Source organism: Altererythrobacter sp. KTW20L (assembly GCF_023501975.1).
In the GTDB taxonomy this organism is placed as follows: Bacteria; Pseudomonadota; Alphaproteobacteria; order Sphingomonadales; family Sphingomonadaceae; genus Alteraurantiacibacter.
Genome location: NZ_JAMFLH010000015.1, coordinates 1 through 18,571, shown reverse-complemented (window position 1 = coordinate 18,571; position 18,571 = coordinate 1). Strand labels below are relative to the sequence as shown.

Below are 18,571 nucleotides of genomic sequence, written 5' to 3'. Positions count from 1 at the left end.
TGTAGCGGGCGGGCCTGCCATTCCTCCGGCTGATCGGGGCAGGTCCACTCTATGCATGCGCAAACCACACCTGCAGCGGGCAGCCTGCTGGCCAGTCTGATCGCGCCGCTGACGCCGGATGAGTTCTTCGCTCGGTATTACGAACAGGACTGGTACGTCACGCCTGAGCGAGTGGCTGCGGTGGCTGATCTCATCTCGATCGACCGGATCGACGAGATCATCTCTGATACCGAGCTGCCGCCCAGTTCCTTGTCCATGGCCCAATCGGGGCAGGGGCTGGCGCAAGAGGAATACACCCACCCCAATGGCGCGATTGATCGCGGGGCGGTGCTCGACAACTTCCGCAACGGGGTGACCATTGTCCTGCCCCAGATGCATTTCGCCGATGGCAAGCTGTACAAGTTCTGCCTCGGGCTGGAACGCGATTTCGGCGCGCGGATCCAGACCAATATCTATCTCACGCCCGACAGCTCGCAGGGCTTCGGCATCCACTACGACGATCATGACGTGCTGGTCCTGCAGGTTTCAGGCCGCAAGAAGTGGGAGATATTTGGCCAGCGCGACGGCCTGCCGTTCCGCGGCGAGAAGTTCCGCAAGGACCATGACGATCCGGGCGAACTGAAGGCCGAATTCGTGCTGGAGCCGGGCCAGTGCCTCTATGTCCCGCGCGGGCTGGCGCACCGGGCCACCAACGAGGGAACCGAACCCAGCCTGCACATTACCGTGGGCATCCTGGTGCAGACGTGGGCCGAATTCCTGCTGGAAGCCGTGGCCGAAGTCACCCTTCGTTCGCCCGATATGCGCAAGTCGCTGCCGCGTTCGCTGTTCTTCGATCCGGCGACGCGCGCGGATAATGCCGCCACGTTCCAGCACCTGATGGACGAACTGGCCCGCAAGGCCAGCTTCGATGCCACACTGGCGGTGTTCGGCAGCAATTTCGTCATGGCCCAGGGGCCGCGGGTGCGCGGCGCGCTCAATGCCCTGGCCAGCGGCATTGCCGAGACCGACCGGCTGACCTTGCGCGAGAGCATCCTCTATTCGATCGACCTTGATGGCGAAGAGCCGCAGCTTACCATCGCCGACACGGCAGTGGCGCTGAAGCCGGACCTCGCCCCGCAACTGCAGGCGCAACTGGCGGCGGGCAGCGTGTGCATCGCCGATTTCACCGTCGATGATGCGGCCGACCTGCGCGATACGGTGGAAACGCTGGTCGCCTATGGCCTGCTCGAACGCGCGACCTCATGACAAAAAAAGGCCCGGTCGTTGCCGACCGGGCCAGATAAGTTTTGGGAGAGGATGCCTGAAAGGCACCCCCTATGTGCGGCGAAACACTGATTCGGACAAACGCGATTAGTGCAAGACCTGTTGCGTCTGGCGCAACATAGTGCCCGAAATCCTAGAAAACCGGCTCGTAACCCGGCGGCAATTCGCCTTCGCCGCCATTGTCGGGCGCGGTCGGCGTGTGGATGCCGCATTCGGTCTTGTCCCATCCGCGCCAGCGTCCTGCGCGCGGATCCTCGCCCGGCTTCACCACGCTGGTGCAGGGCGCGCAACCGACCGAGAGATAGCCCTGCGCCTCCAGCGGGTGGCGCGGCAGGTCGTGCAGGTCGAAATAGGCTTCGAGGTCATCCTTGGCCCAGTTGCCCAGTGGATTGATCTTCAGCCTTCCCTCCTCGATCTCGAACCGGGGCAGGTTCTCGCGGGTGACAGACTGGAACGCCTTGCGGCCCGAAATCCACGCGTCGAGGCCTGACTTGGCGCGGGCCAGCGGCTCCACCTTGCGGATTTCGCAGCATCCGTCGGGGTCCCAGCTCCAGCGCAGGCCGTTCTCGTCCTTGGCGGCCAGCACGGCGGCATCGGGCGCGACGACCGACGAATTGACCAAGCCAAAGCGGTCGGTCAGCGTCTCGCGATAGTCGAGCGTTTCGGGGAACATTTTAAGGGTATCGACGAAGATCACCGGCACGGTCGGATCGGCCGTGGCCACAAGGTGCAACAGCACGGCGCTTTCGGTGCCGAAACTGGAGACGACGCCCACGCGGCCCAGCGAGCCTTCGGCAAACAGTTCGGCCAGCATCGTGCCCGCGTCCACCCCGGCAAAGCGCGCGTTGAGGCGGTCGGCATCGGCCTGCACGAAGGCAGGCGTGGTATCGATTACGTCACGGGTACGGGCAACAGCAGCGGAATCAGCCATGCCTGAGCTTCCAGATCGGCACCCGGCCATCGGTAGTGGGCTGGTAGACATGCGGCCAGCGATCGAAGGCGGCGGCCGCATCGGCCTCGTCCAGCTTTACGGCAGGGGCAAAGCTGTCAAACCCGCAGCGGCGCATGGCGGCAATCTGGTCCACCAGCACGTCACCCACGGCGCGCAGTTCGCCGGTATAGCCGGCCTCCCGCAGGATCCTGGCCGCCGAATAGCCGCGCCCGTCGCCGAAGCCGGGGAAGTTCACTTCCACCAGCGCCAGCCGTTCGAGATGGCCCAGCAGCAGGCGCGCATCGTCACCCGGTTCGATGCGCACGGCAGTGGCGTTCGACTGGTCAAGGAACGAATCCACCGTCACCGCCGGATGATCCACCCGCGCATCGTCACGAAAACGGAACTGCACTTCGTCGGCCCCCTGGCCCAAATCTGCATCAGCCATAAAGCGCCTCCTTGAACGGCTCCATGCCGATACGGCGGTAGGTATCGAGGAACCGCTCACCCTCTTCGCGTTGTGCGAGGTAAACATCGGTGGCCTTCTCGACCGCATCGACGATGCCGTCTTCCGAGAAGCCCGGCCCTGTGATCTTGCCGAGCGAACAATCCTCCGCCTCGGACCCGCCAAGCAACAGCTGGTAATTTTCGGTGCCCTTCTTGTCGACGCCGAGGATGCCGATGTGGCCTGCATGGTGGTGCCCGCAGGCATTGATGCAGCCGGAAATCTTCAGCTTCAGCTGGCCCAGTTCGTCGCCCTTGCCGTTGGCGGCAAAGCGCTGCGAAATCTTCTGTGCCACCGGGATCGAGCGGGCATTTGCCAGGCTGCAATAGTCGAGACCGGGACAGGCGATGATATCGTCGATCCGGTCGAGGTTCGGCGTGCCGAGGCCCGCAGCTTCGAGCTGCTGCCACAGTTCATAGAGTCTGCCCAGTTCGACATGGGCAAAGACGATGTTCTGCGCATGGGTCACGCGGCATTCGTCGAAGCTGTATTCCTTCGCCAGTGCCGCCATCAGGCGGATCTGGTCAGCCGAGGCATCGCCCGGAATGCCGCCCACGGGCTTGAGGCTGATGGTCAGCGAGACATAGCCCGGCTGCTTGTGCGGATGGGTGTTGCGATCCATCCACAAGGCGAAGTCGGGGTCCGAACGGTCCGCCTCGGTCGCAATCCCGGTTTTGAACTCTGGATCGGGGAAGTGCGCCTTTATCCGCTCCAGCTCGGCCAGCGGCGGTTCGATGTTCTGCTGGCGAAGAAGCGCGAACTCCTCCTCCACCTGGCGCTTGTATTCGTCCGCGCCCAGTTCGTGGACCAGGATCTTGATGCGCGCCTTGTACTTGTTGTCGCGCCGGCCATAGCGGTTGTAGACCCGCAGGCAGGCTTCGGAATAGGTCACCAGCTCGTCCAGCGGCACGAATTCGCGGATCAGCGGGGCGATCATCGGGGTACGGCCCATGCCGCCGCCGACATAGAACGCAGCGCCGATCTCGCCAGCGGCATTCTGCACGATCTGGATGCCGATGTCGTGCAGGCGCATGGCCGCGCGATCGGTGTCCGACGCGATCACCGCGATCTTGAACTTGCGCGGCAGGTGCAGGAATTCCGGGTGGAAGCTCGACCACTGGCGGAGCAGCTCGGCATAGGGGCGCGGATCGACCAACTCGTCTGCCGCGGCACCTGCATAGTGATCCGAACTGATGTTGCGGATGCAGTTGCCGCTAGTCTGGATGGCGTGCATTTCGACCGTGGCGAGATCCGCCAGGATATCGCCAGCATCCTCCAGCTTGATCCAGTTGTACTGGATATTCTGGCGGGTAGTGAAGTGGCCATAGCCGCGATCATACTTGTCGGCGATGTCGCCTAGCATGTGCATCTGCGCGCCCGACAGGGTGCCATAGGGCACCGCCACGCGCAGCATGTAGGCGTGCAGTTGCAGGTAGAGGCCGTTCTGCAAGCGCAGCGGCTTGAACTGGTCCTCGGTCAGCTTCCCTTCGAGGCGGCGCTGCGCCTGGTCGCGAAATTCGGCGACGCGGGCATCGACCATGGCCTGGTCATAGGTGTCGTACTTGTACATGTCAGATCACCCAGTTCAATGCTTCGGGATCGGCGGGCTTGAGCGTCAGGTCGGGGCGGACCGTTGGGCCGAGCGCGCGGACGCGGTCCTTGATGTGGGCGGGGCGGACGCGGCCGTCGGCATCCTTGCTGGCTTCGATGGCATAGGCGGCGTTGACCCGGCGGGCCGACTGCTCGCGCCCGAGGATTTCGTCGGCCGATGACCCGACATCGACTGCATCGTCGACATGGAGCGACCAGCCCTGGCCATCCCACCAGGTGACGGCGCCGCTGCCCAGATCGTTTCCGGTAAGGATTAACACGTGCTCTCCACTCCAACTTCCAGTTGTGCGCCCTGCATCACCAGTTCAGCGGTGACTTCGCCGATCACGATCAGCGCGGGGCTTTTGACTTTTTCCCGTTCCACCAGTTGCGGCAGGGCAGCGAGCGGACCGCGCAAGACGCGCATTTCCGGGCGCGCGGCGTTCTCGATCACGGCCACCGGCATGTCGGGCGCGAGGCCATCGGCCATCAGCTTTTCGGCAATCTGCGGCGCGGTCGATACGCCCATGTAGATCACCAGTGTGCGGCCGACACCGGCGAGGCCCGACCAGTCCTGCTCGCTCAGGCCCTTGCACTGGCCCGCCACGAACGAAACGATCGAGGCATGGTCGCGGTGGGTGAGGGGGATCTGCGCTGCCGCTGCCGCGCCGTTGGCGGCGCTGATGCCGGGCACCACTTCGACGCGAACGCCTGCGGCCAACGCCGCTTCCATCTCCTCGCCGCCGCGCCCGAAGACGAAGGGATCGCCGCCTTTCAGGCGCACCACGTCCTCACCCTTGCGGGCTTCGGCCACCAGCAGGGCGTTGATATCGTCCTGCTTCATGGTGTGGCGCGCGCGGCTCTTTGCCACGGAAACCAGCCGCGCGTCGGGGCGGGCAAGGGCCAGGATCTGCGGATCGACCAGGCCATCGTGCACGATCAGCCGGGCGCGCGAAATCAGCCGCGCGGCGCGCAGGGTTAACAGGTCCGGTGAACCGGGGCCTGCGCCCACGAGAAAGATCGTGCCACTTTGCATGGGGCCTAAATGATCGTTCCGGCCCCAAGGTGCCAACGAGAATGGTTTGGGCAGGGGCTAGGTCAGCTTTAGTGTAGGTTAGTCGGCCTTCTCGTCCCGCTGGCTGATGGCGGCGACGAGCTGCTGCAACTGGTCGTTGTCGCGCAGGTTCAGGTCGCGCTGCGGATAAGGAATCTCGATGCCGTTTTCCTTGAACAGGTGCCACACCCGCTTCAGCACGTCGGAGCGGATATTGCTCATCCCTTCTTCCGGATCGCTGATCCAGAAGCGCAGTTCGAAATCCACCGAGCTGTCCCCGAAGCCCATCAGCAACACCTTTGGCACAGGTTCCATCAGCACCCGCGGCACCTCGAATGTGGCCTGGAGCAGCAGTTCCTCCACCTTGGCGATATCGCTGTCATAGGAAACGCCGACCGGTGCCTTCACGCGCACATCGCGCGAGGAATAGGACCAGTTCTCGACCTGGTTGATCATCAGGTTTTCGTTGGGAATCAGGTATTCCTTGCGATCGCGGGCGATGATCGAGATGGCGCGGATGCCGATCTTGCGGATCTGGCCATAGGCCTCGTTGCCGTTCATGTCGGCGATGGCGATCACGTCGCCCGGCTTGATCGACTTGTCCATCAGCAGGATGATCCCGGCGATCAGGTTGCCGAAGGTCTTCTGCAGGCCAAAGCCGATGGCGAGGCCGAATGCGCCGGAGAAAACCGCCAGCGCGGTGAGATCCACGCCCAAGAGGTCTATGCCGATCAGCAGGGCCAGCGCCCAGACCGCGATGGTGATGAGCTTCTCGCCAAGCAGCCGCTGCGAAGGATCGAACGAGGTAACGCGGGCAAGGGCGGCGCGAGCCAATTTCGCGCCGAACCGGGCGATCACGATAACCAGCAGCACGACAAGGATGACAACCAGCACGCTCCACAGCGAGAAGCGGGTGTCGTTCACCGTGAAGCCCCAGGCATCGAGCTGGGTGATGATGTCGCCCACGGTATTGCTGCGGCTGGTGACCGCATCGCGCAGGGCATCGGTCTCGACCAGGCTTTCCGTGGCTTCGGGCGCGGGGGTGGGGGTAGGGGTGATGGCGGGTGCCGGATCATGTGTAGTTGCCGGATCGGGTGCGGGCGTGCTCATGCCTCGTCCATTGCCTCCAGCGCCTGAGCCAGGTCAGCAATCAGGTCGCCTGCATCTTCCAGCCCGATCGACAGGCGCACACCCAGCTTGTCACCGGCCTGCCAGCCAGCGGGCGGCCACGCGGTCTCGCTGCGCACGCGGGCGGGATCGAACGGGATAGCGAGGCTTTCGAACCCGCCCCACGAAAAGCCGATGCCGAACAGGTCCAGCGCGTCGACCAGCCGGGCGCGATGAGCAGGCGTGCGGCCTTCGAGGACGAAGCTGAACAGACCGCAGCCGCCGGTGAAATCGCGCCGCCATAGGTCATGCCCCGGCGCGCCGGGCAGCATGGGGCACAGCACTTGCGCCACCTGCGGCTGCTGTTCCAGCCAGCGGGCCACTTCCAGCGCCGTGGCGGTCGAACGGTCGAGTCTGACACACATGGTGCGCAGGCCGCGCAGGGCCAGCGCGGCATCGTCGGGCGAGACAACCAGACCCAGCGCCTGGGCCTTCAATCGCAGGCGGGTGTACAGGCCCTCCCCCGCAGAAACCGAGCCCATCATCAGGTCCGAATGGCCGCCGACGTGTTTGGTCAGGCTCATGATCGTGACATCGCAGCCGTGGGCCAGCGCAGCAAAGCCGAGTGGCGAGGCCCAGGTGTTGTCGAGCAGCGAGACCGCGCCCCTGTCCCGCGCCATCGCGGCAAGGGCGGGCACATCGCATACTTCCATCGTCAGGCTACCGGGGCTTTCCAGCAGCACCGCTCTGGTCCGTTCGCAGAACCGGTCCGGAAACCCTGCAAGGTCGAGCGGATCGAAGAACCGCGTCTCGATTCCGCATCCGGCCAACAGGTTACGCGCCATGGAGCGGCTGGGTTCATAGGCGTTGTCTGTCACCAGCAGCACGTCGCCCGCCGACAGCACGCCCAGCAGCGCCCCGGCAATGGCCGAGACTCCGCTGGGATAGAGCAGCGTGCCGTAAGCGCCCGGTTCCAGCGCGGTCAGCGCATCGGCCAGTGCCCACTGGGTCGGGGCGCCCCGGCGGCCATAGTAGAACGTGCCATCGTCATTGGGCCGCGCGCGGGCGAGGTCCGCACTATCGGCGTAAAGATGGGTGGACGCACGCCAGACCGGCGGATTGACCACGGGTCCGGTCCATTCGGGCCGCCGTCCTGCCTCTACCAGCCGGGTGGCAGGCTTGTGGTCTTTGCCGGAATTCAACGCGCCGGCCCGGTTTCCTTGGGCAGGGCGGGGTCGGCACCCCATTCGCTCCAGCTGCCGTCATAGAGCGCCACGTCGGTCTTGCCCGCCAGTTCCAGCGCGAACAGCAGTACCGCCGCCGTCACCCCGCCGCCGCAGGTGGTCACAACGGGCTGCGATAGATCAACTCCCGCAGCCTCGAACGCGGCGCGGATCTCGGAAGGTGATTTGTAGGTGCCATCGTCATTCAGCACCTGGTCGAAAACCACGTTGCGCGAACCGGGGATGTGGCCATCGGCGATGTCGGGGCGGAAATCGGGCTGCTCTCCGGTGAAGCGCGCCGCGCCGCGGGCATCGACCACCTGTTCGGCGCGGCTGGAGAGGTTTGCGAGCATGTCTGCCTTGAAGCGCACCGGGGCGGGGCCAGCAGCCGGAGTGTGCGCCACAGGCGCAACTTGCGGCGTGCCGCTTTCCAGGGGGCGGCCTTCGTCGCGCCATTTGCCCAGTCCCCCGTCGAGGATGGTGACTTCTGCCACCCCGTGCATCCGGGCGATGAACCAGGCGCGGGCGGCGGTCTTCACATAGCTGTCGTCATAGATCACCAGCCGCATGCCGTTCGCCACGCCCAGCCTGGCCATCCGCTCGGCAAATTGCGCGGGCGTGGGAATTGCAGATGGCACCGGCGAGGCGGGATCGAAGAAGCTCGGCAGGTCGAGATAGCGCGCGCCGGGGATATGCGCGGCGGCGAATTCTGCGGCGGGATCGCGGCCCGCGTCGGGCAGGTGCGCCGAAGCGTCGAGAATGGCGAGGTCGTGTGCGCCGAGATTGTCGGCCAGCCACTGGGTCGAGACGAGGTTTTCCATGCGCTGTGGGATAGGCCAAGCGCAGGCCGACGACAATGCCGTGCTTGCCTCCCTGCGCCCGAAACGGCATCAGGCGCGCATGACTGATGCTGCTACCCCCAAGTTCCTCGGCCAGCAGAGCGCGCTTCCCGCCTCGCCCGAGGAGGCCGTGCTCGACTATGTGCCCAACCCGCGCAGCGGTTCGTTGTATCTGGTGCGCTTTGCCGCGCCGGAATTCACGTCGCTGTGCCCCGTCACCGGCCAGCCCGATTTCGCCCACCTGGTGATCGATTATGCGCCGGGCGAAACCATCGTCGAATCGAAAAGTCTCAAGCTGTTCCTCGGCTCGTTCCGCAACCATGCGGGCTTCCATGAGGATGTGACCGTGGGCATCGGCCAGCGGCTGATGGCCGAAATGCAGCCGCGCTGGCTGCGCATCGGCGGCTACTGGTATCCGCGCGGAGGCATCCCGATCGACGTGTTCTGGCAGAGCGGCGCGGCCCCCGACGGCCTGTGGGTGCCCGACCAGGGCGTTGCCTCCTATCGCGGGCGCGGTTGATCCGCTTGCTTGCAGGGAAGGCGTCTGGTTAGGACGAGCGCAAGGTTTGCCGGGTAAAGGGCGCTTCCGCCTGGCCGAGGGGAAAAAGGGTTGCTTGAATGCGTATCGTGATGATCGGAACGGGCTATGTGGGCCTGGTTTCAGGCGCCTGCTTCGCCGATTTCGGCCACCATGTGACCTGCGTGGACAAGGACAAGTCCAAGATCGACGCGCTGCTGGCGGGCCGCATTCCGATTTTCGAACCTGGCCTAGATGACCTTGTGGCGAGCAACGTGGCCACGGGCCGCCTCGACTTCACGCTCGATCTCGCCTCGGTGCTGCCGCAGGCCGATGCGGTGTTTATCGCGGTCGGCACGCCCTCGCGGCGCGGCGACGGGCACGCGGACCTCAGCTATGTCTATGCCGCCGCTGCCGAGATGGCTCCGCTGCTGCGTGATGGCGCGGTGGTAGTGGATAAATCCACCGTGCCGGTCGGCACCGGCGACGAGGTGGAAGCGATCATCCGAAAGGCGCGGCCGGACCTGAAGTTCGCCGTCGCCTCCAACCCCGAATTCCTGCGCGAAGGCGCCGCGATCGACGATTTCAAGCGGCCCGACCGCGTGGTGATCGGGGTGGACGATCCCCATGCCGAAGAAGTGCTGCAGGAAATCTACCGCCCGCTGACCCGCAACGATTCGCCGATCCTGGTGATGAGCAGGCGCGCGGCGGAATTGACCAAATATGCCGCCAACGCCTTCCTTGCCACCAAGATCAGCTTCATCAACGAGATCGCCGACCTGTGCGAAAAAGTGGGCGCGGACGTGCGCGATGTGGCGCGTGGCATCGGCAGCGATACCCGCATCGGCGCGCGGTTCCTGCAGCCGGGGCCGGGTTATGGCGGATCGTGCTTTCCCAAGGATACCCTGGCCCTGCTCAAGACCGGGCTGGACTATGGTGCGCCGCTGCAGATCGTCGATGCCGTGGTCAAGGTGAACGACCAGCGCAAGCAGGCGATGGGCGGCAAGATCATGGCTGCGATGGGCGGCGGAGTTGAGGGCGGGGACGTGGCCGGCAAGACCGTCGCCCTGCTCGGCCTCACTTTCAAGGCCGATACCGACGATATGCGTGATTCGCCCGCGATCGACATCACCCGCGCCCTGCGTGCGGCCGGCATTACCGTGCGGGCCTATGATCCCGAAGGCATGGAAACGTCGAAAGCCGTGATCGACGGGCTGGTCTATTGCGAAAGTTCGTACGACGCGATGACAGGGGCCGATGCGGCAGTGATCGTGACCGAATGGGACGCCTTCCGCGCGCTCGACCTTGCCCGCGCCCGCAAGGTTATGAAGCGCCCGCTGCTGGTAGACCTGCGCAACCTCTACAGCCGGTCAGACGTGGAGAAACAGGGTTTCGAATATGTCGCCGTGGGACGCTAGGCGTTCAGCCTAGAAGTGCACGGTCACTGTCACCGTGTCGCTGTAGTTGTCGGGTGTATAGTCAGCATCGGGCACGGTGACATAGACCGGGAAGTTCTGCGCAGAGCCGTTGCCCGTGCCTGAAGCGCCGTTGCCTGCGCCGCTGGTGCTGGCCGTATTGCCCCAGATCGGTCCGGTATTGCTGTTGCGGTGGAGCTGGTAGGCTGGCTGGTCGGTGTTGCTGCCGGTCCCACTTAGCACGCCCGCGCCGGCGCTGTTGCCGTTGGATGGTGCAAGGCTGATGGCATAGGGCGTACCATTGGGACAGGTCACGCTGATCGCGGTCGACCCGAACACCGGGCCGGCGGTTGCCGCCACCGTGCCAAGATTGGCATTGCCGAGTGCCGAGACATTGCAACTGTTCGAGACTGCTGCGGTCACCGGCAGGGTGAACTGCTGGGCCGAGAGTGGCGTACCCCCCACGCTTCCAAAGGTCTGGCAATTGCCGTTGTTGTCGAGGAAGCCGAGAATGCTGTTGTAGAAAAAGGCGTTGTAATTGCCTGCCGTGCTGCCCGCATCGCGTCCGGCATAGAAGGTGAAGCTGCCCGAAACCGACGACCCGAGGCGGCCGGTGATCGTGATCGACTGGCTCAGCGGCTGGCTGGCGGTCCAGATGGTGGAGAGGCTGGCATTGCGATAGACGTTGTAGTTGAGGAAGGTGTTGCTGCCGGTGTGGCGCAGCACCGGCTGGGCAGCAGTGCCTGGCCAGCTGGGGAATCCCAGCGCCACGCACAGGGTGAAGGTGCGCCGTGGGTTGACATATTTGGTGCAGGTCCAGGTGATCGTGCCCGTCCCTGACGAGGAGTTGCCCATGTCCAACCCCGCTGAACCGACCAGGCAAACGATATTGGCCTTGGCTTCCTGCGGGAACAGGGCCGACAATAGCGGAGCTGCGACAAGCATCAGGCACAGCCGCATCAAGCTGTCCAGCGGCAAGCGGGAGAAAAGGTCGGCCATTGCGCGTGTCATAGAACCTCGCAGGTTGTCTTGCCCAGCCGTCCCGCATTGTCGGACGGCAGTTCGTCAGGCAGGCGGAAGGTGCAGGTGCCGCTATCGGATTGCAGCACGACCAGCGCGCCGGGTTCGGCCCGCTCGATGAACAACTGCCCGCCGAAGCCCACCATGAGCGGCTGGCTGGCATCGTCATCCATCAATCCGGCCATACCGACCGGCAGTTCGGCCTCGGCTTCATCCACGAGGCTCACCAGGACGGAGCGGATCGGCGTAATGGCAAAATCGACCACCGCGCCCGAGCGGTCGGCGGGGACCGCCTGGCTCTCGATCCGTTCGACCCACAAGGTGGGAGGAAGATCGCTGGTGTCGATTGTCACGCGGTTGTTCTGCCAGGCGTTGAGACCGGTGACGAGGAGGTGGCCGCGGTCGTTGGTGCGGCCGATTTCGCGGTTGTGGACCCGCACCGGCACGTCGGCGACCCCGCTGGTTGAAACCACGGCAAACCCGTCGAACACCTTGCGGCTGGCGAACAGGCCTTCTTCCATCACCACCAGCGCGCCCGAATAACCGGCATAGGCCGAGGCCTGCCCGCCGATCATCCGTCCGCCGACTGTCGCCTGGCCGACCGACGCAAGGTGATCGACCTGTCCGGCTGTCTGCAAGCGGTCGCCATCAAAGGTAGCATCGGCGGCCCAGCCGGTGCCGCCTTCATACGGAAGCGAGCGGCGATAGCCGAACGAGGCACTGGTCCGCCGTTCGTTGGCCTGCAGCCCCGCGGATACATGATCGCCCGATCCCGGCACGAAGGACAGGCTGAGAAATGCTCCCCGCTCGCGTGTCCGCTGAAGATCCTGGTGGGCCGATAGGCTGAGCGAGAAGCGCGGTCCGAGGGAGCGATACCAGTTCATGCTGGCAAAGCTGGTGGTCGGCTGCGCGGTATGGCGCTGGCGGACAAGGCTGACACCGAAACTGCCGAGCCGGCCTGAGTTGTGGCCCACTGTCACCACGTCGCGCTCGCGGGGGACGCGGGCGTCGTGGACGGCGGCCAGATCGCGGTAATCGCGGCTGGCGCGCTGGGCCGTGGCCGACAGGTTGAAGCGGCTATCGGTCCATGAATAGCCCAGTTCGACCCGTGCACCGCTCTCGCCGCGATGATCGCTGGCGGCGACCGATCCGGCCAGCACTCCGCCAAATGGCATCAGCCAGGCCGCTCCCGCCCCGCCGTTGACCAGCCCCGCGCCCGCTTCCGCGTGGGCTTCGAGCGTGAGGTAATTGCTTAGACCGGTGCGCAAGCTGGTGCTCGCCACCGGGTCGGAGGCATAGTCGAACGAGCGCAGGCCATAGCTCTGCCGCACCGCGCCCAGTTCGATCGACCAGTCGGTCAGGCCTTCGCGCAGCAGTGCGGGCGTGTCGTAAATAGGGAAGTCGAAGGTGTTGACCTGCCCCAAGGCGTCGGTGACCACCAGTTGCGCGAGGCCCGCACCGTTGATCCGGTTGGCGCCACTGCCGACTTCGAACGGCCCCGGCGCGACCGCGCCCGAAAAGCGCTTCAGCCCGTCGATATAGAGATCGACCGTCGATGGCAGCGCGGCGTCGCCGAAGAACGCCGGGATGGGGGCGGTAACCAGATAGGGTTGCAGCGCGAAGTCCGTCCCGATCCGCACACCGCCCAGCCGCGTCGCACGCGACCAGCTCGTGCCGCGCGTGATGATGTCACCCGCGCGGATCGTCAGCCCCTGTTCGGGCAGCGACAGTGACACAGTGGTATCCAGCCGCAGAAAGCTGCGTCGGCCCGGCCCGCCGCCCACATGGAACAGGGCGGTGTTTTCCGCCAGGGCATTGCCTGAGAACAGCCGCGTTTCGGTGAAGCCGTCGATTGACACATCGTCGCCGATGAAGTTGGCGTTGAGATCGTAGTTCAGCAGCGCGCCGGTGGCGCTGGAGGGAACCGGACGGCTCTGATCATTGGTGTTCAGGCGGCTGGTGCCCACCGCAAGGCGGCTGGTCTCGACCATGACCGAGACCGATTGCAGCGCGGCGTTGTAGGTCACAGCGGCATCGAGCGCATCAGCCAGGGCAAGCAGGTCGGCAGGCGTGCCGTCGGCCGCTGTCTTGAGCCCCAGCTCGCCGATCACCTGGCGCGTCGCCCAAAGCTGGTCGTCTATCAGGCGGAACTGCGCCAGGCCGTGGTCCATACCATTCACCTCGACTGCCAGGATCAGGGCCACGCCGCGGCTATCCTGCAGGAACTGCATGCCAGGCTGTTCCAGTGCCACGGCAGAACGAAGCTGCGCGCGGTCGATGATGTTGGCGGTCTCGCCGGTGGTGGTGTCCTCACTGGCAGCAACCGGTTGAACCAGCAGCGCCGAGCCCAGGACTACCGCCTCACTGCCCCGAAGGAGCCAGCGACACCGGCTGCCTGGTCTGCGAGCCATTGAGTTGAACCTCGATCTGTCCGCCGCTGCCAAGGGCCGCAGCAGACTGTGTCAGGGCAAAGCGGCGCTGTGCCCCGGGCAGCACATAGCCCAGCAGGCCGCCTGCGATTGCAGTGCGCCGGCCGTCCTGTGCCACGAAATGGACATTGGCGAGCTGGGCCCGCGTTTGTCCCAAATTAACTACGTCGAGCCACGCGGCATCGCCGTTGGCCACGATGCTCAAGTCTAGTTCGGGTTGCTGCGGTGCATTGCAGGCAGGATTGGTCAGGTAAACCGGCACCGAATAGCGCAGGACATACTGCAGTCCCGCAGCTTCGCCGCTGGCTGCCGGTGGCAGTTCATCGACAATGATGCGGTAGCTGCGCTCGCACTCGGCCTGCGTTGCCGCATTGCCGAAGCGCACCAGGCGGATCACCTGCTGGCCATTGGGCGCAATTTCCACAAACGGCGGGCTGGCGACCAGGTCCTCGGTTTCGACCAGTTCGTCCTCGCCATTGTCCTGGTGCCAGCGGAACACCCGCACCTGGGCCCGCAGGGCCGTGTCCGACCCGTTGTTGAGCCAGACAACGCCCGAAAGCTCCGGGATCGTCACCGAAACCGGGGCCACCTGCAATCCCTCGGCATGCGCGGCCCCGGTGGGGGCCACGCATGCCAGCAGGGCGATTGCGATATGCGGAAGGGATCGCATGACAATCATCGAACGGTCAGTAGTTGACCGTCACGGTCACGGTGTCCGAATAGACAGCCGGAGCGTAGTTGGCGTCGTCAACCGTGACATAGACGGTCAGCGTCTGGTCGGCGCCGTTGCCGGTGCCGCTCACGCCATTGCCCACTGCCGTGGTCGTGGCAGTGTTGCCCCATATCGCGCCGCTCGAACCGGAGGCCGAACGCAGTTGGTAGGGCACGGTGTCCGGACCCGAAGCCGGATCCAGTTCGCCCGCGCCGTCGGTGGCGTTGTTCGACGGCGCCAGGCCGACGAAATAGGGCACGGTGTTCGAGCAGTTCACCGTGATGGTGCTGCTGCCCGACAGGTCGGTCGCGGTCGACGCCACGGTGCCGAGGTCGATGTCCGATGCGCTGCCGGCGGTAACCGAACAGGCAGCGGTGATTTCAAGCGAGATATCGAAGGTGTCGGTTTCCGTGGCAGCCCGCGCGCCCGTCGCCGAAATGGCGGCGAAAGCAACGCTGGCAAGCACGACCGACGACCGGATGGTCATGGTCATTGTATTATCCCCAGTAGTGCCACCAACAGGCGGTGACGGGGCGCTGACTAAATATAGGTTTTGAAGATGTGGTTAACGGGACGTCGTCGCGAGCCCTGGGAAATTCCCGTAAAAACAGCAGCGTTCCCTCTTGGCGAAATAGTTATCGGGCCGCCTTGTGAGCAGGGCGACGCGGGCGGGCGGGGTCCGGCGGGCAGTTAAAGAATTCTTGGCATATCGTTGCTAGGCAGTCGCATATCCACCTCGTTCGACTGACAGGACCGATGATCTTTACGCGCACTTCGCACACCCTGTTGTTTGCTGCCGGCATCCTGCTGTTGGTGGCAATGGTGGCCGATGAACGTGGCACGCTGGGGACTGTTGCGGCTGAAGCGCAGACCGATGGGACGCCGCAGGGCGAAGTACAGTTGGCCAACAGCCAGCGCCCCGCCACAGCCGATTATGTCGAAGAAGCCGTCGGTTGGGATGACGAGCCGGTGATCGACGACGCGGAATTTTTCGACAGCGGTCCGCCTGACGTAGTCGAGCCGGACAACACCTTCGATGAAGTGCTCGACCCGTCCCAGCACGCAATGGACCCCGCGCCCGTTGACGACGACTGGTAACCCCGCGCTCAAGTAGCCAAAGGCGATCGGCCCCTATCTGCTGACCGCAATACTGGCCTGCATGACCAATGGACGAACCGGCATGACCGGAGGCGCGGCCACCAGTTTGACCCACAGGGCATCCTCGCCCCTGAACCAGGATGTCTCGTTCGCGCGGCGCAATGCGTCCATGCTGGCAGCTTGCGTTCCGGAGGCTGCATTGGCGAATCCTGGCAGCTCGAACATGACCCAGGAGCCCTGGTCCATTTCGCTGATGCTGAGAGTTACTTCCGGCCTTTCGGTTTTCACTTGGATGTCGGTCCCGGCACGCACAGTGCTCTGGTTGCCGGTGACGGGAAATTCCGTGCCGTTGCGAACAAGCGCGACGGACGCTTCATCGGGGGCGGTTTGGGCGCCGAGCCGCCCGTTTCTTTGTGCAAGATACAGGCGCCCGACATCGCCTGTGCAAACAGAGGCGTTCCAGGTCGGATGAATCTCGCAGGTGTCGTCGGTGGCGACGCTGTTGTTCTCGCCGTCGTGGAGCAGGACATGGGAATTGGCGATGCCGGTCACCGAACCGTCCAGATCGAGGAACGACAGGGTCCGATAGGCCACGCCGCCACGATTATCATTGTCGAACCTGGGTTCGATGTTCGGAAAATACACCGGCTTGGCATTGACGAATTGCGCGCCCTCGATGGTGCTTGCTGTCGTGACGCCTGAGCTGGTGAACAGCAGCCATGATAGGGCCCCTGTCTTGCGCCTGTCGTTGTCCTGGTAATTCACGAATGTCGTATTCGCCACTTCATCGCGGTAGTCGTAGTATTCGTAGGCGCGGATCGGGAAGTCCGGGATGGAAGGCTTCGGCAGGCTGCGCCCATAGGCCAATTCCTCCGGCGTGGTCGGGTTTCCGATATTGTCTGTTTCACCCACGAACAGCGAATCCTCCAGCCGCGAGGTAAACTCCTGGCTGCCGAAGTCGCCCGACGAATGCGTCATGCCGATGGCGTTGTCGGCGAATTTCATGTTGCGGAATATTTGCAGCTCGCCCCGACCCCACAGGCCACCATTGCGGTTCTTGTAGGCGGTCAGGTCCTCGAACACCGTTTCCACGAAGGCGCTGTCCGGGTCAGCCGGATTTTCCCGCGGCATGAAGGCGTTGCCGGCCAGGCCGAAGGTGTTGTCTTCATTGATGTTCCGGTCGAACATGAACCCGTCGAAGTTGGAATGGGCCACGTTGCCCCTGAACTCGCCCATCGGCGTCCGGCGCGGCCAGGTGTTGAGGCTGACCTCCGTACCCAGGAAGGCGCCATTGGGATGTTCAGGCAGGGACAACCAGAAACCGTTCTGGTCGGAACCGGCCGCGACATTGTCGATGTAGCTGTTGTTCGGGTTGGTGATCCAGAAGGACGCCACCGTGTTGTCCGACGGCAGCAGCGTTGCTCCGCCTGCAAAACTGATCTGCCTGACGGTCATCCTGTTGGCGTAGGTGTAGTTGTTCTCTCCGTTGGCGGCGAGGTTGGTCGGCACGCATGGCAATGTCGGATGACACTTGGTCTGGATCGCCAGGTTCCGGACGAAGCGGTTGCCTGTTTCGATCCCGTCTTCAAGGAAGAAGCAGTGGCCTACTGTGTTGTAGGTGACGTTGTTCTCCACCTGGAGATTGTTTGTACCGTGGACCGTCACACAGCGGTTGAAAGTGTCATGGATGGAGGCGTTGCGTACATATTGGCCCGCGCCTTCGCCAAGGATGTGGAAGTGGATGGGATAGCGCGCCAGTTCTAGGTGCTGCCCCATGCGCGAAAGCTCGACACTGTCGATAAACACCCTGGAGCCGCTCATCGCCATGATGTGCCCGCCGAAATGGCTCGTCGCCGCATCTTCGGAGGCCTGGATACGGATGTTGCGCGTCAGGTTGGCAACTTCGCCGCGCTGATCCACGCCATAAGTGATCTCGCCGAAATGCATGTATCGCAGCGGCGCATCGATGGTGACGGTGTTGCCGCTGATGGCGGCGATGGTGCGCTTTTCCGCCTGGCGCGGGTCGAAGTCGGTGGAGGCCAGAACGATCTCGTCACCTACGCGCCATCCGCTCGCATCCAGCACGGTGAGGGAACTGCTGCCAGCCTCTGCCGTGGAGGATAGCTTCGACCAGGTGTGCTGGCGATTGCCATGCAGGCTGAGCGTGCCGCGCAACATCATGATGCCGCGGTCGCCCATGGTGTTGATGTCTTCGCCCCGAACCTTGTCGGTCAGTGTGATGATCGCCTGATGCTCGAACGGATCGGACTCGGTGCCGATTTCCAGCTCGCCGCCGGGCAGGTAGATCCAGTCGGTGGTGAGCGTCAGGTCGCGCTCGTTGAGGAAGGTCAGCTTGCCCTGCACGGTCAGGCTGCGCAGTTCGGGCGGGCTCACATCGAGCAGCATTTCGGTGCCGCGCGGAATCGTCACTTCCTCGCCCGCTGCGGGCACCCGGCCCGACGGCCATGCCGAGGCGTCCGACCACCTGACGGTCCGCGAGAACGCCGACGGCGGTGCCAAGTCCATCGCCATGGTGGTGTGATCATGGTGATCCTGCGCCGCAACACCCGCGCCTGTGCCGAGCAGCAGGGAGGCGGTTACGAGGCGAGTGTAAAGGCACAGGCGAGACTGTTTACGCATGACGGCTTTCCCCCTCCGGGACGCCGTGTCCCGCTTTTGTTTGTTTTGGGAAGGATTGTGCATCGAATGATCTCTGTTGCCAAGCGGTCGAGCAGCAAAAAGCGGACCGTCTGGTATCGAGCGGTTCGCAATGGTCAGCATTGACCTGGGGAACCGTCCAGGAGTCTTGTTTCGGGCGAGGGGGCTGCTGCGGCAAAACCGGGTGGCATCGTGGACAGCCTGTAGCCT

At 64.2% G+C, this 18,571-nt stretch carries 17 protein-coding genes; 4 read left to right on the top strand and 13 right to left on the bottom strand.

Translation table 11 applies throughout. The features are described 5' to 3' along the window. Positions 1-51 precede the first annotated feature (51 nt). Complete coding sequence (locus M3P36_RS13915; RefSeq protein WP_249704299.1) at positions 52-1,245, top strand: cupin domain-containing protein; 1,194 nt, start codon at positions 52-54, stop codon at positions 1,243-1,245. 151 nt (positions 1,246-1,396) lie between these two features. On the opposite strand, the gene M3P36_RS13910 is transcribed toward M3P36_RS13915, so the two are convergent. From M3P36_RS13910 to M3P36_RS13875, 8 genes are all read right to left on the bottom strand, one after another. Further along, positions 1,397-2,194 carry a phosphoadenylyl-sulfate reductase gene (locus M3P36_RS13910; protein WP_249704298.1) on the bottom strand — a complete coding sequence of 266 codons (798 nt, stop codon included), beginning with the start codon at positions 2,192-2,194 and terminating at the stop codon, positions 1,397-1,399. After that, positions 2,187-2,642 (bottom strand): DUF934 domain-containing protein, encoded by a 456-nt coding sequence (locus M3P36_RS13905; protein WP_249704297.1) that lies wholly within the window; start codon positions 2,640-2,642, stop codon positions 2,187-2,189. The genes M3P36_RS13910 and M3P36_RS13905 overlap by 8 nt, the downstream gene beginning before the upstream one ends. Beyond that, complete coding sequence (locus tag M3P36_RS13900; protein ID WP_249704296.1) at positions 2,635-4,269, bottom strand: nitrite/sulfite reductase; 1,635 nt, start codon at positions 4,267-4,269, stop codon at positions 2,635-2,637. The genes M3P36_RS13905 and M3P36_RS13900 overlap by 8 nt, the downstream gene beginning before the upstream one ends. A 1-nt stretch (position 4,270) precedes the next feature. Continuing rightward, positions 4,271-4,570 carry a DUF2849 domain-containing protein gene (locus M3P36_RS13895; RefSeq protein ID WP_249704295.1) on the bottom strand — a complete coding sequence of 100 codons (300 nt, stop codon included), beginning with the start codon at positions 4,568-4,570 and terminating at the stop codon, positions 4,271-4,273. Then, positions 4,564-5,325, bottom strand: coding sequence for a uroporphyrinogen-III C-methyltransferase (gene cobA / locus M3P36_RS13890; RefSeq protein WP_249704294.1), 762 nt, complete (start codon positions 5,323-5,325; stop codon positions 4,564-4,566). Before cobA ends, M3P36_RS13895 begins: the two co-directional genes overlap by 7 nt. Positions 5,326-5,403: 78 nt before the next feature. Continuing rightward, positions 5,404-6,453 carry a mechanosensitive ion channel family protein gene (locus tag M3P36_RS13885; protein WP_249704293.1) on the bottom strand — a complete coding sequence of 350 codons (1,050 nt, stop codon included), beginning with the start codon at positions 6,451-6,453 and terminating at the stop codon, positions 5,404-5,406. Next, positions 6,450-7,697 carry a cystathionine beta-lyase gene (metC, locus tag M3P36_RS13880; protein ID WP_249704292.1) on the bottom strand — a complete coding sequence of 416 codons (1,248 nt, stop codon included), beginning with the start codon at positions 7,695-7,697 and terminating at the stop codon, positions 6,450-6,452. The genes M3P36_RS13885 and metC overlap by 4 nt, the downstream gene beginning before the upstream one ends. Next, positions 7,649-8,494 (bottom strand): sulfurtransferase, encoded by an 846-nt coding sequence (locus M3P36_RS13875; protein ID WP_249704291.1) that lies wholly within the window; start codon positions 8,492-8,494, stop codon positions 7,649-7,651. The genes metC and M3P36_RS13875 overlap by 49 nt, the downstream gene beginning before the upstream one ends. Before the next feature lie 79 nt (positions 8,495-8,573). Between M3P36_RS13875 and queF the strand changes: the two genes are divergently transcribed. Beyond that, positions 8,574-9,032: a preQ(1) synthase gene (gene queF / locus M3P36_RS13870; protein WP_249704290.1), complete on the top strand. Its 459-nt coding sequence runs from the start codon at positions 8,574-8,576 to the stop codon at positions 9,030-9,032. Positions 9,033-9,130: 98 nt separating this feature from the next. Further along, positions 9,131-10,447: a UDP-glucose dehydrogenase family protein gene (locus M3P36_RS13865; protein ID WP_249704289.1), complete on the top strand. Its 1,317-nt coding sequence runs from the start codon at positions 9,131-9,133 to the stop codon at positions 10,445-10,447. 9 nt (positions 10,448-10,456) lie between these two features. Here the strand turns inward: M3P36_RS13865 and M3P36_RS13860 are convergent, their stop codons facing one another. The 4 genes from M3P36_RS13860 to M3P36_RS13845 are packed head-to-tail and all read right to left on the bottom strand — an operon-like array spanning position 10,457 to position 15,098. After that, a complete protein-coding gene (locus tag M3P36_RS13860; protein ID WP_249704288.1) occupies positions 10,457-11,455 on the bottom strand; it encodes a Csu type fimbrial protein in 999 nt (332 codons plus the stop codon). Beyond that, positions 11,452-13,875 (bottom strand): fimbria/pilus outer membrane usher protein, encoded by a 2,424-nt coding sequence (locus M3P36_RS13855; RefSeq protein WP_249704287.1) that lies wholly within the window; start codon positions 13,873-13,875, stop codon positions 11,452-11,454. The genes M3P36_RS13860 and M3P36_RS13855 overlap by 4 nt, the downstream gene beginning before the upstream one ends. Next, a complete protein-coding gene (locus M3P36_RS13850) occupies positions 13,826-14,563 on the bottom strand; it encodes a fimbrial biogenesis chaperone (protein ID WP_249704286.1) in 738 nt (245 codons plus the stop codon). Before M3P36_RS13850 ends, M3P36_RS13855 begins: the two co-directional genes overlap by 50 nt. 16 nt (positions 14,564-14,579) lie before the next feature. Further along, the gene (locus M3P36_RS13845) at positions 14,580-15,098 is read right to left on the bottom strand and encodes a Csu type fimbrial protein (protein WP_249704285.1); all 519 of its coding nucleotides are present in this window, start codon (positions 15,096-15,098) and stop codon (positions 14,580-14,582) included. Positions 15,099-15,361: 263 nt separating this feature from the next. On the opposite strand from M3P36_RS13845, the gene M3P36_RS13840 reads away from it, so the two are divergent. After that, on the top strand, positions 15,362-15,703 hold the full coding sequence (locus tag M3P36_RS13840; protein WP_249704284.1) for a hypothetical protein: 342 nt from the start codon (positions 15,362-15,364) through the stop codon (positions 15,701-15,703). A 33-nt stretch (positions 15,704-15,736) separates the two neighbouring features. Here the strand turns inward: M3P36_RS13840 and M3P36_RS13835 are convergent, their stop codons facing one another. Further along, on the bottom strand, positions 15,737-18,484 hold the full coding sequence (locus M3P36_RS13835) for a G8 domain-containing protein (RefSeq protein WP_249704283.1): 2,748 nt from the start codon (positions 18,482-18,484) through the stop codon (positions 15,737-15,739). Positions 18,485-18,571 lie beyond the last annotated feature (87 nt).

Coding starts and splice junctions, on each gene's coding strand:
- M3P36_RS13855 (WP_249704287.1), bottom strand. CDS start 13,875: ATGGCTCGCAGACCAGGCAGCCGGTGTCGCTGGCTCCTTCGGGGCAGT.
- M3P36_RS13835 (WP_249704283.1), bottom strand. CDS start 18,484: ATGCTGACCATTGCGAACCGCTCGATACCAGACGGTCCGCTTTTTGCT.
- M3P36_RS13860 (WP_249704288.1), bottom strand. CDS start 11,455: ATGACACGCGCAATGGCCGACCTTTTCTCCCGCTTGCCGCTGGACAGC.
- M3P36_RS13845 (WP_249704285.1), bottom strand. CDS start 15,098: ATGACCATGACCATCCGGTCGTCGGTCGTGCTTGCCAGCGTTGCTTTC.
- M3P36_RS13910 (WP_249704298.1), bottom strand. CDS start 2,194: ATGGCTGATTCCGCTGCTGTTGCCCGTACCCGTGACGTAATCGATACC.
- M3P36_RS13905 (WP_249704297.1), bottom strand. CDS start 2,642: ATGGCTGATGCAGATTTGGGCCAGGGGGCCGACGAAGTGCAGTTCCGT.
- M3P36_RS13865 (WP_249704289.1), top strand. CDS start 9,131: ATGCGTATCGTGATGATCGGAACGGGCTATGTGGGCCTGGTTTCAGGC.
- M3P36_RS13875 (WP_249704291.1), bottom strand. CDS start 8,494: ATGGAAAACCTCGTCTCGACCCAGTGGCTGGCCGACAATCTCGGCGCA.
- M3P36_RS13915 (WP_249704299.1), top strand. CDS start 52: ATGCATGCGCAAACCACACCTGCAGCGGGCAGCCTGCTGGCCAGTCTG.
- M3P36_RS13840 (WP_249704284.1), top strand. CDS start 15,362: ATGATCTTTACGCGCACTTCGCACACCCTGTTGTTTGCTGCCGGCATC.
- cobA (WP_249704294.1), bottom strand. CDS start 5,325: ATGCAAAGTGGCACGATCTTTCTCGTGGGCGCAGGCCCCGGTTCACCG.
- M3P36_RS13900 (WP_249704296.1), bottom strand. CDS start 4,269: ATGTACAAGTACGACACCTATGACCAGGCCATGGTCGATGCCCGCGTC.
- metC (WP_249704292.1), bottom strand. CDS start 7,697: ATGGGGTGCCGACCCCGCCCTGCCCAAGGAAACCGGGCCGGCGCGTTG.
- M3P36_RS13885 (WP_249704293.1), bottom strand. CDS start 6,453: ATGAGCACGCCCGCACCCGATCCGGCAACTACACATGATCCGGCACCC.
- M3P36_RS13850 (WP_249704286.1), bottom strand. CDS start 14,563: ATGCGATCCCTTCCGCATATCGCAATCGCCCTGCTGGCATGCGTGGCC.
- queF (WP_249704290.1), top strand. CDS start 8,574: ATGACTGATGCTGCTACCCCCAAGTTCCTCGGCCAGCAGAGCGCGCTT.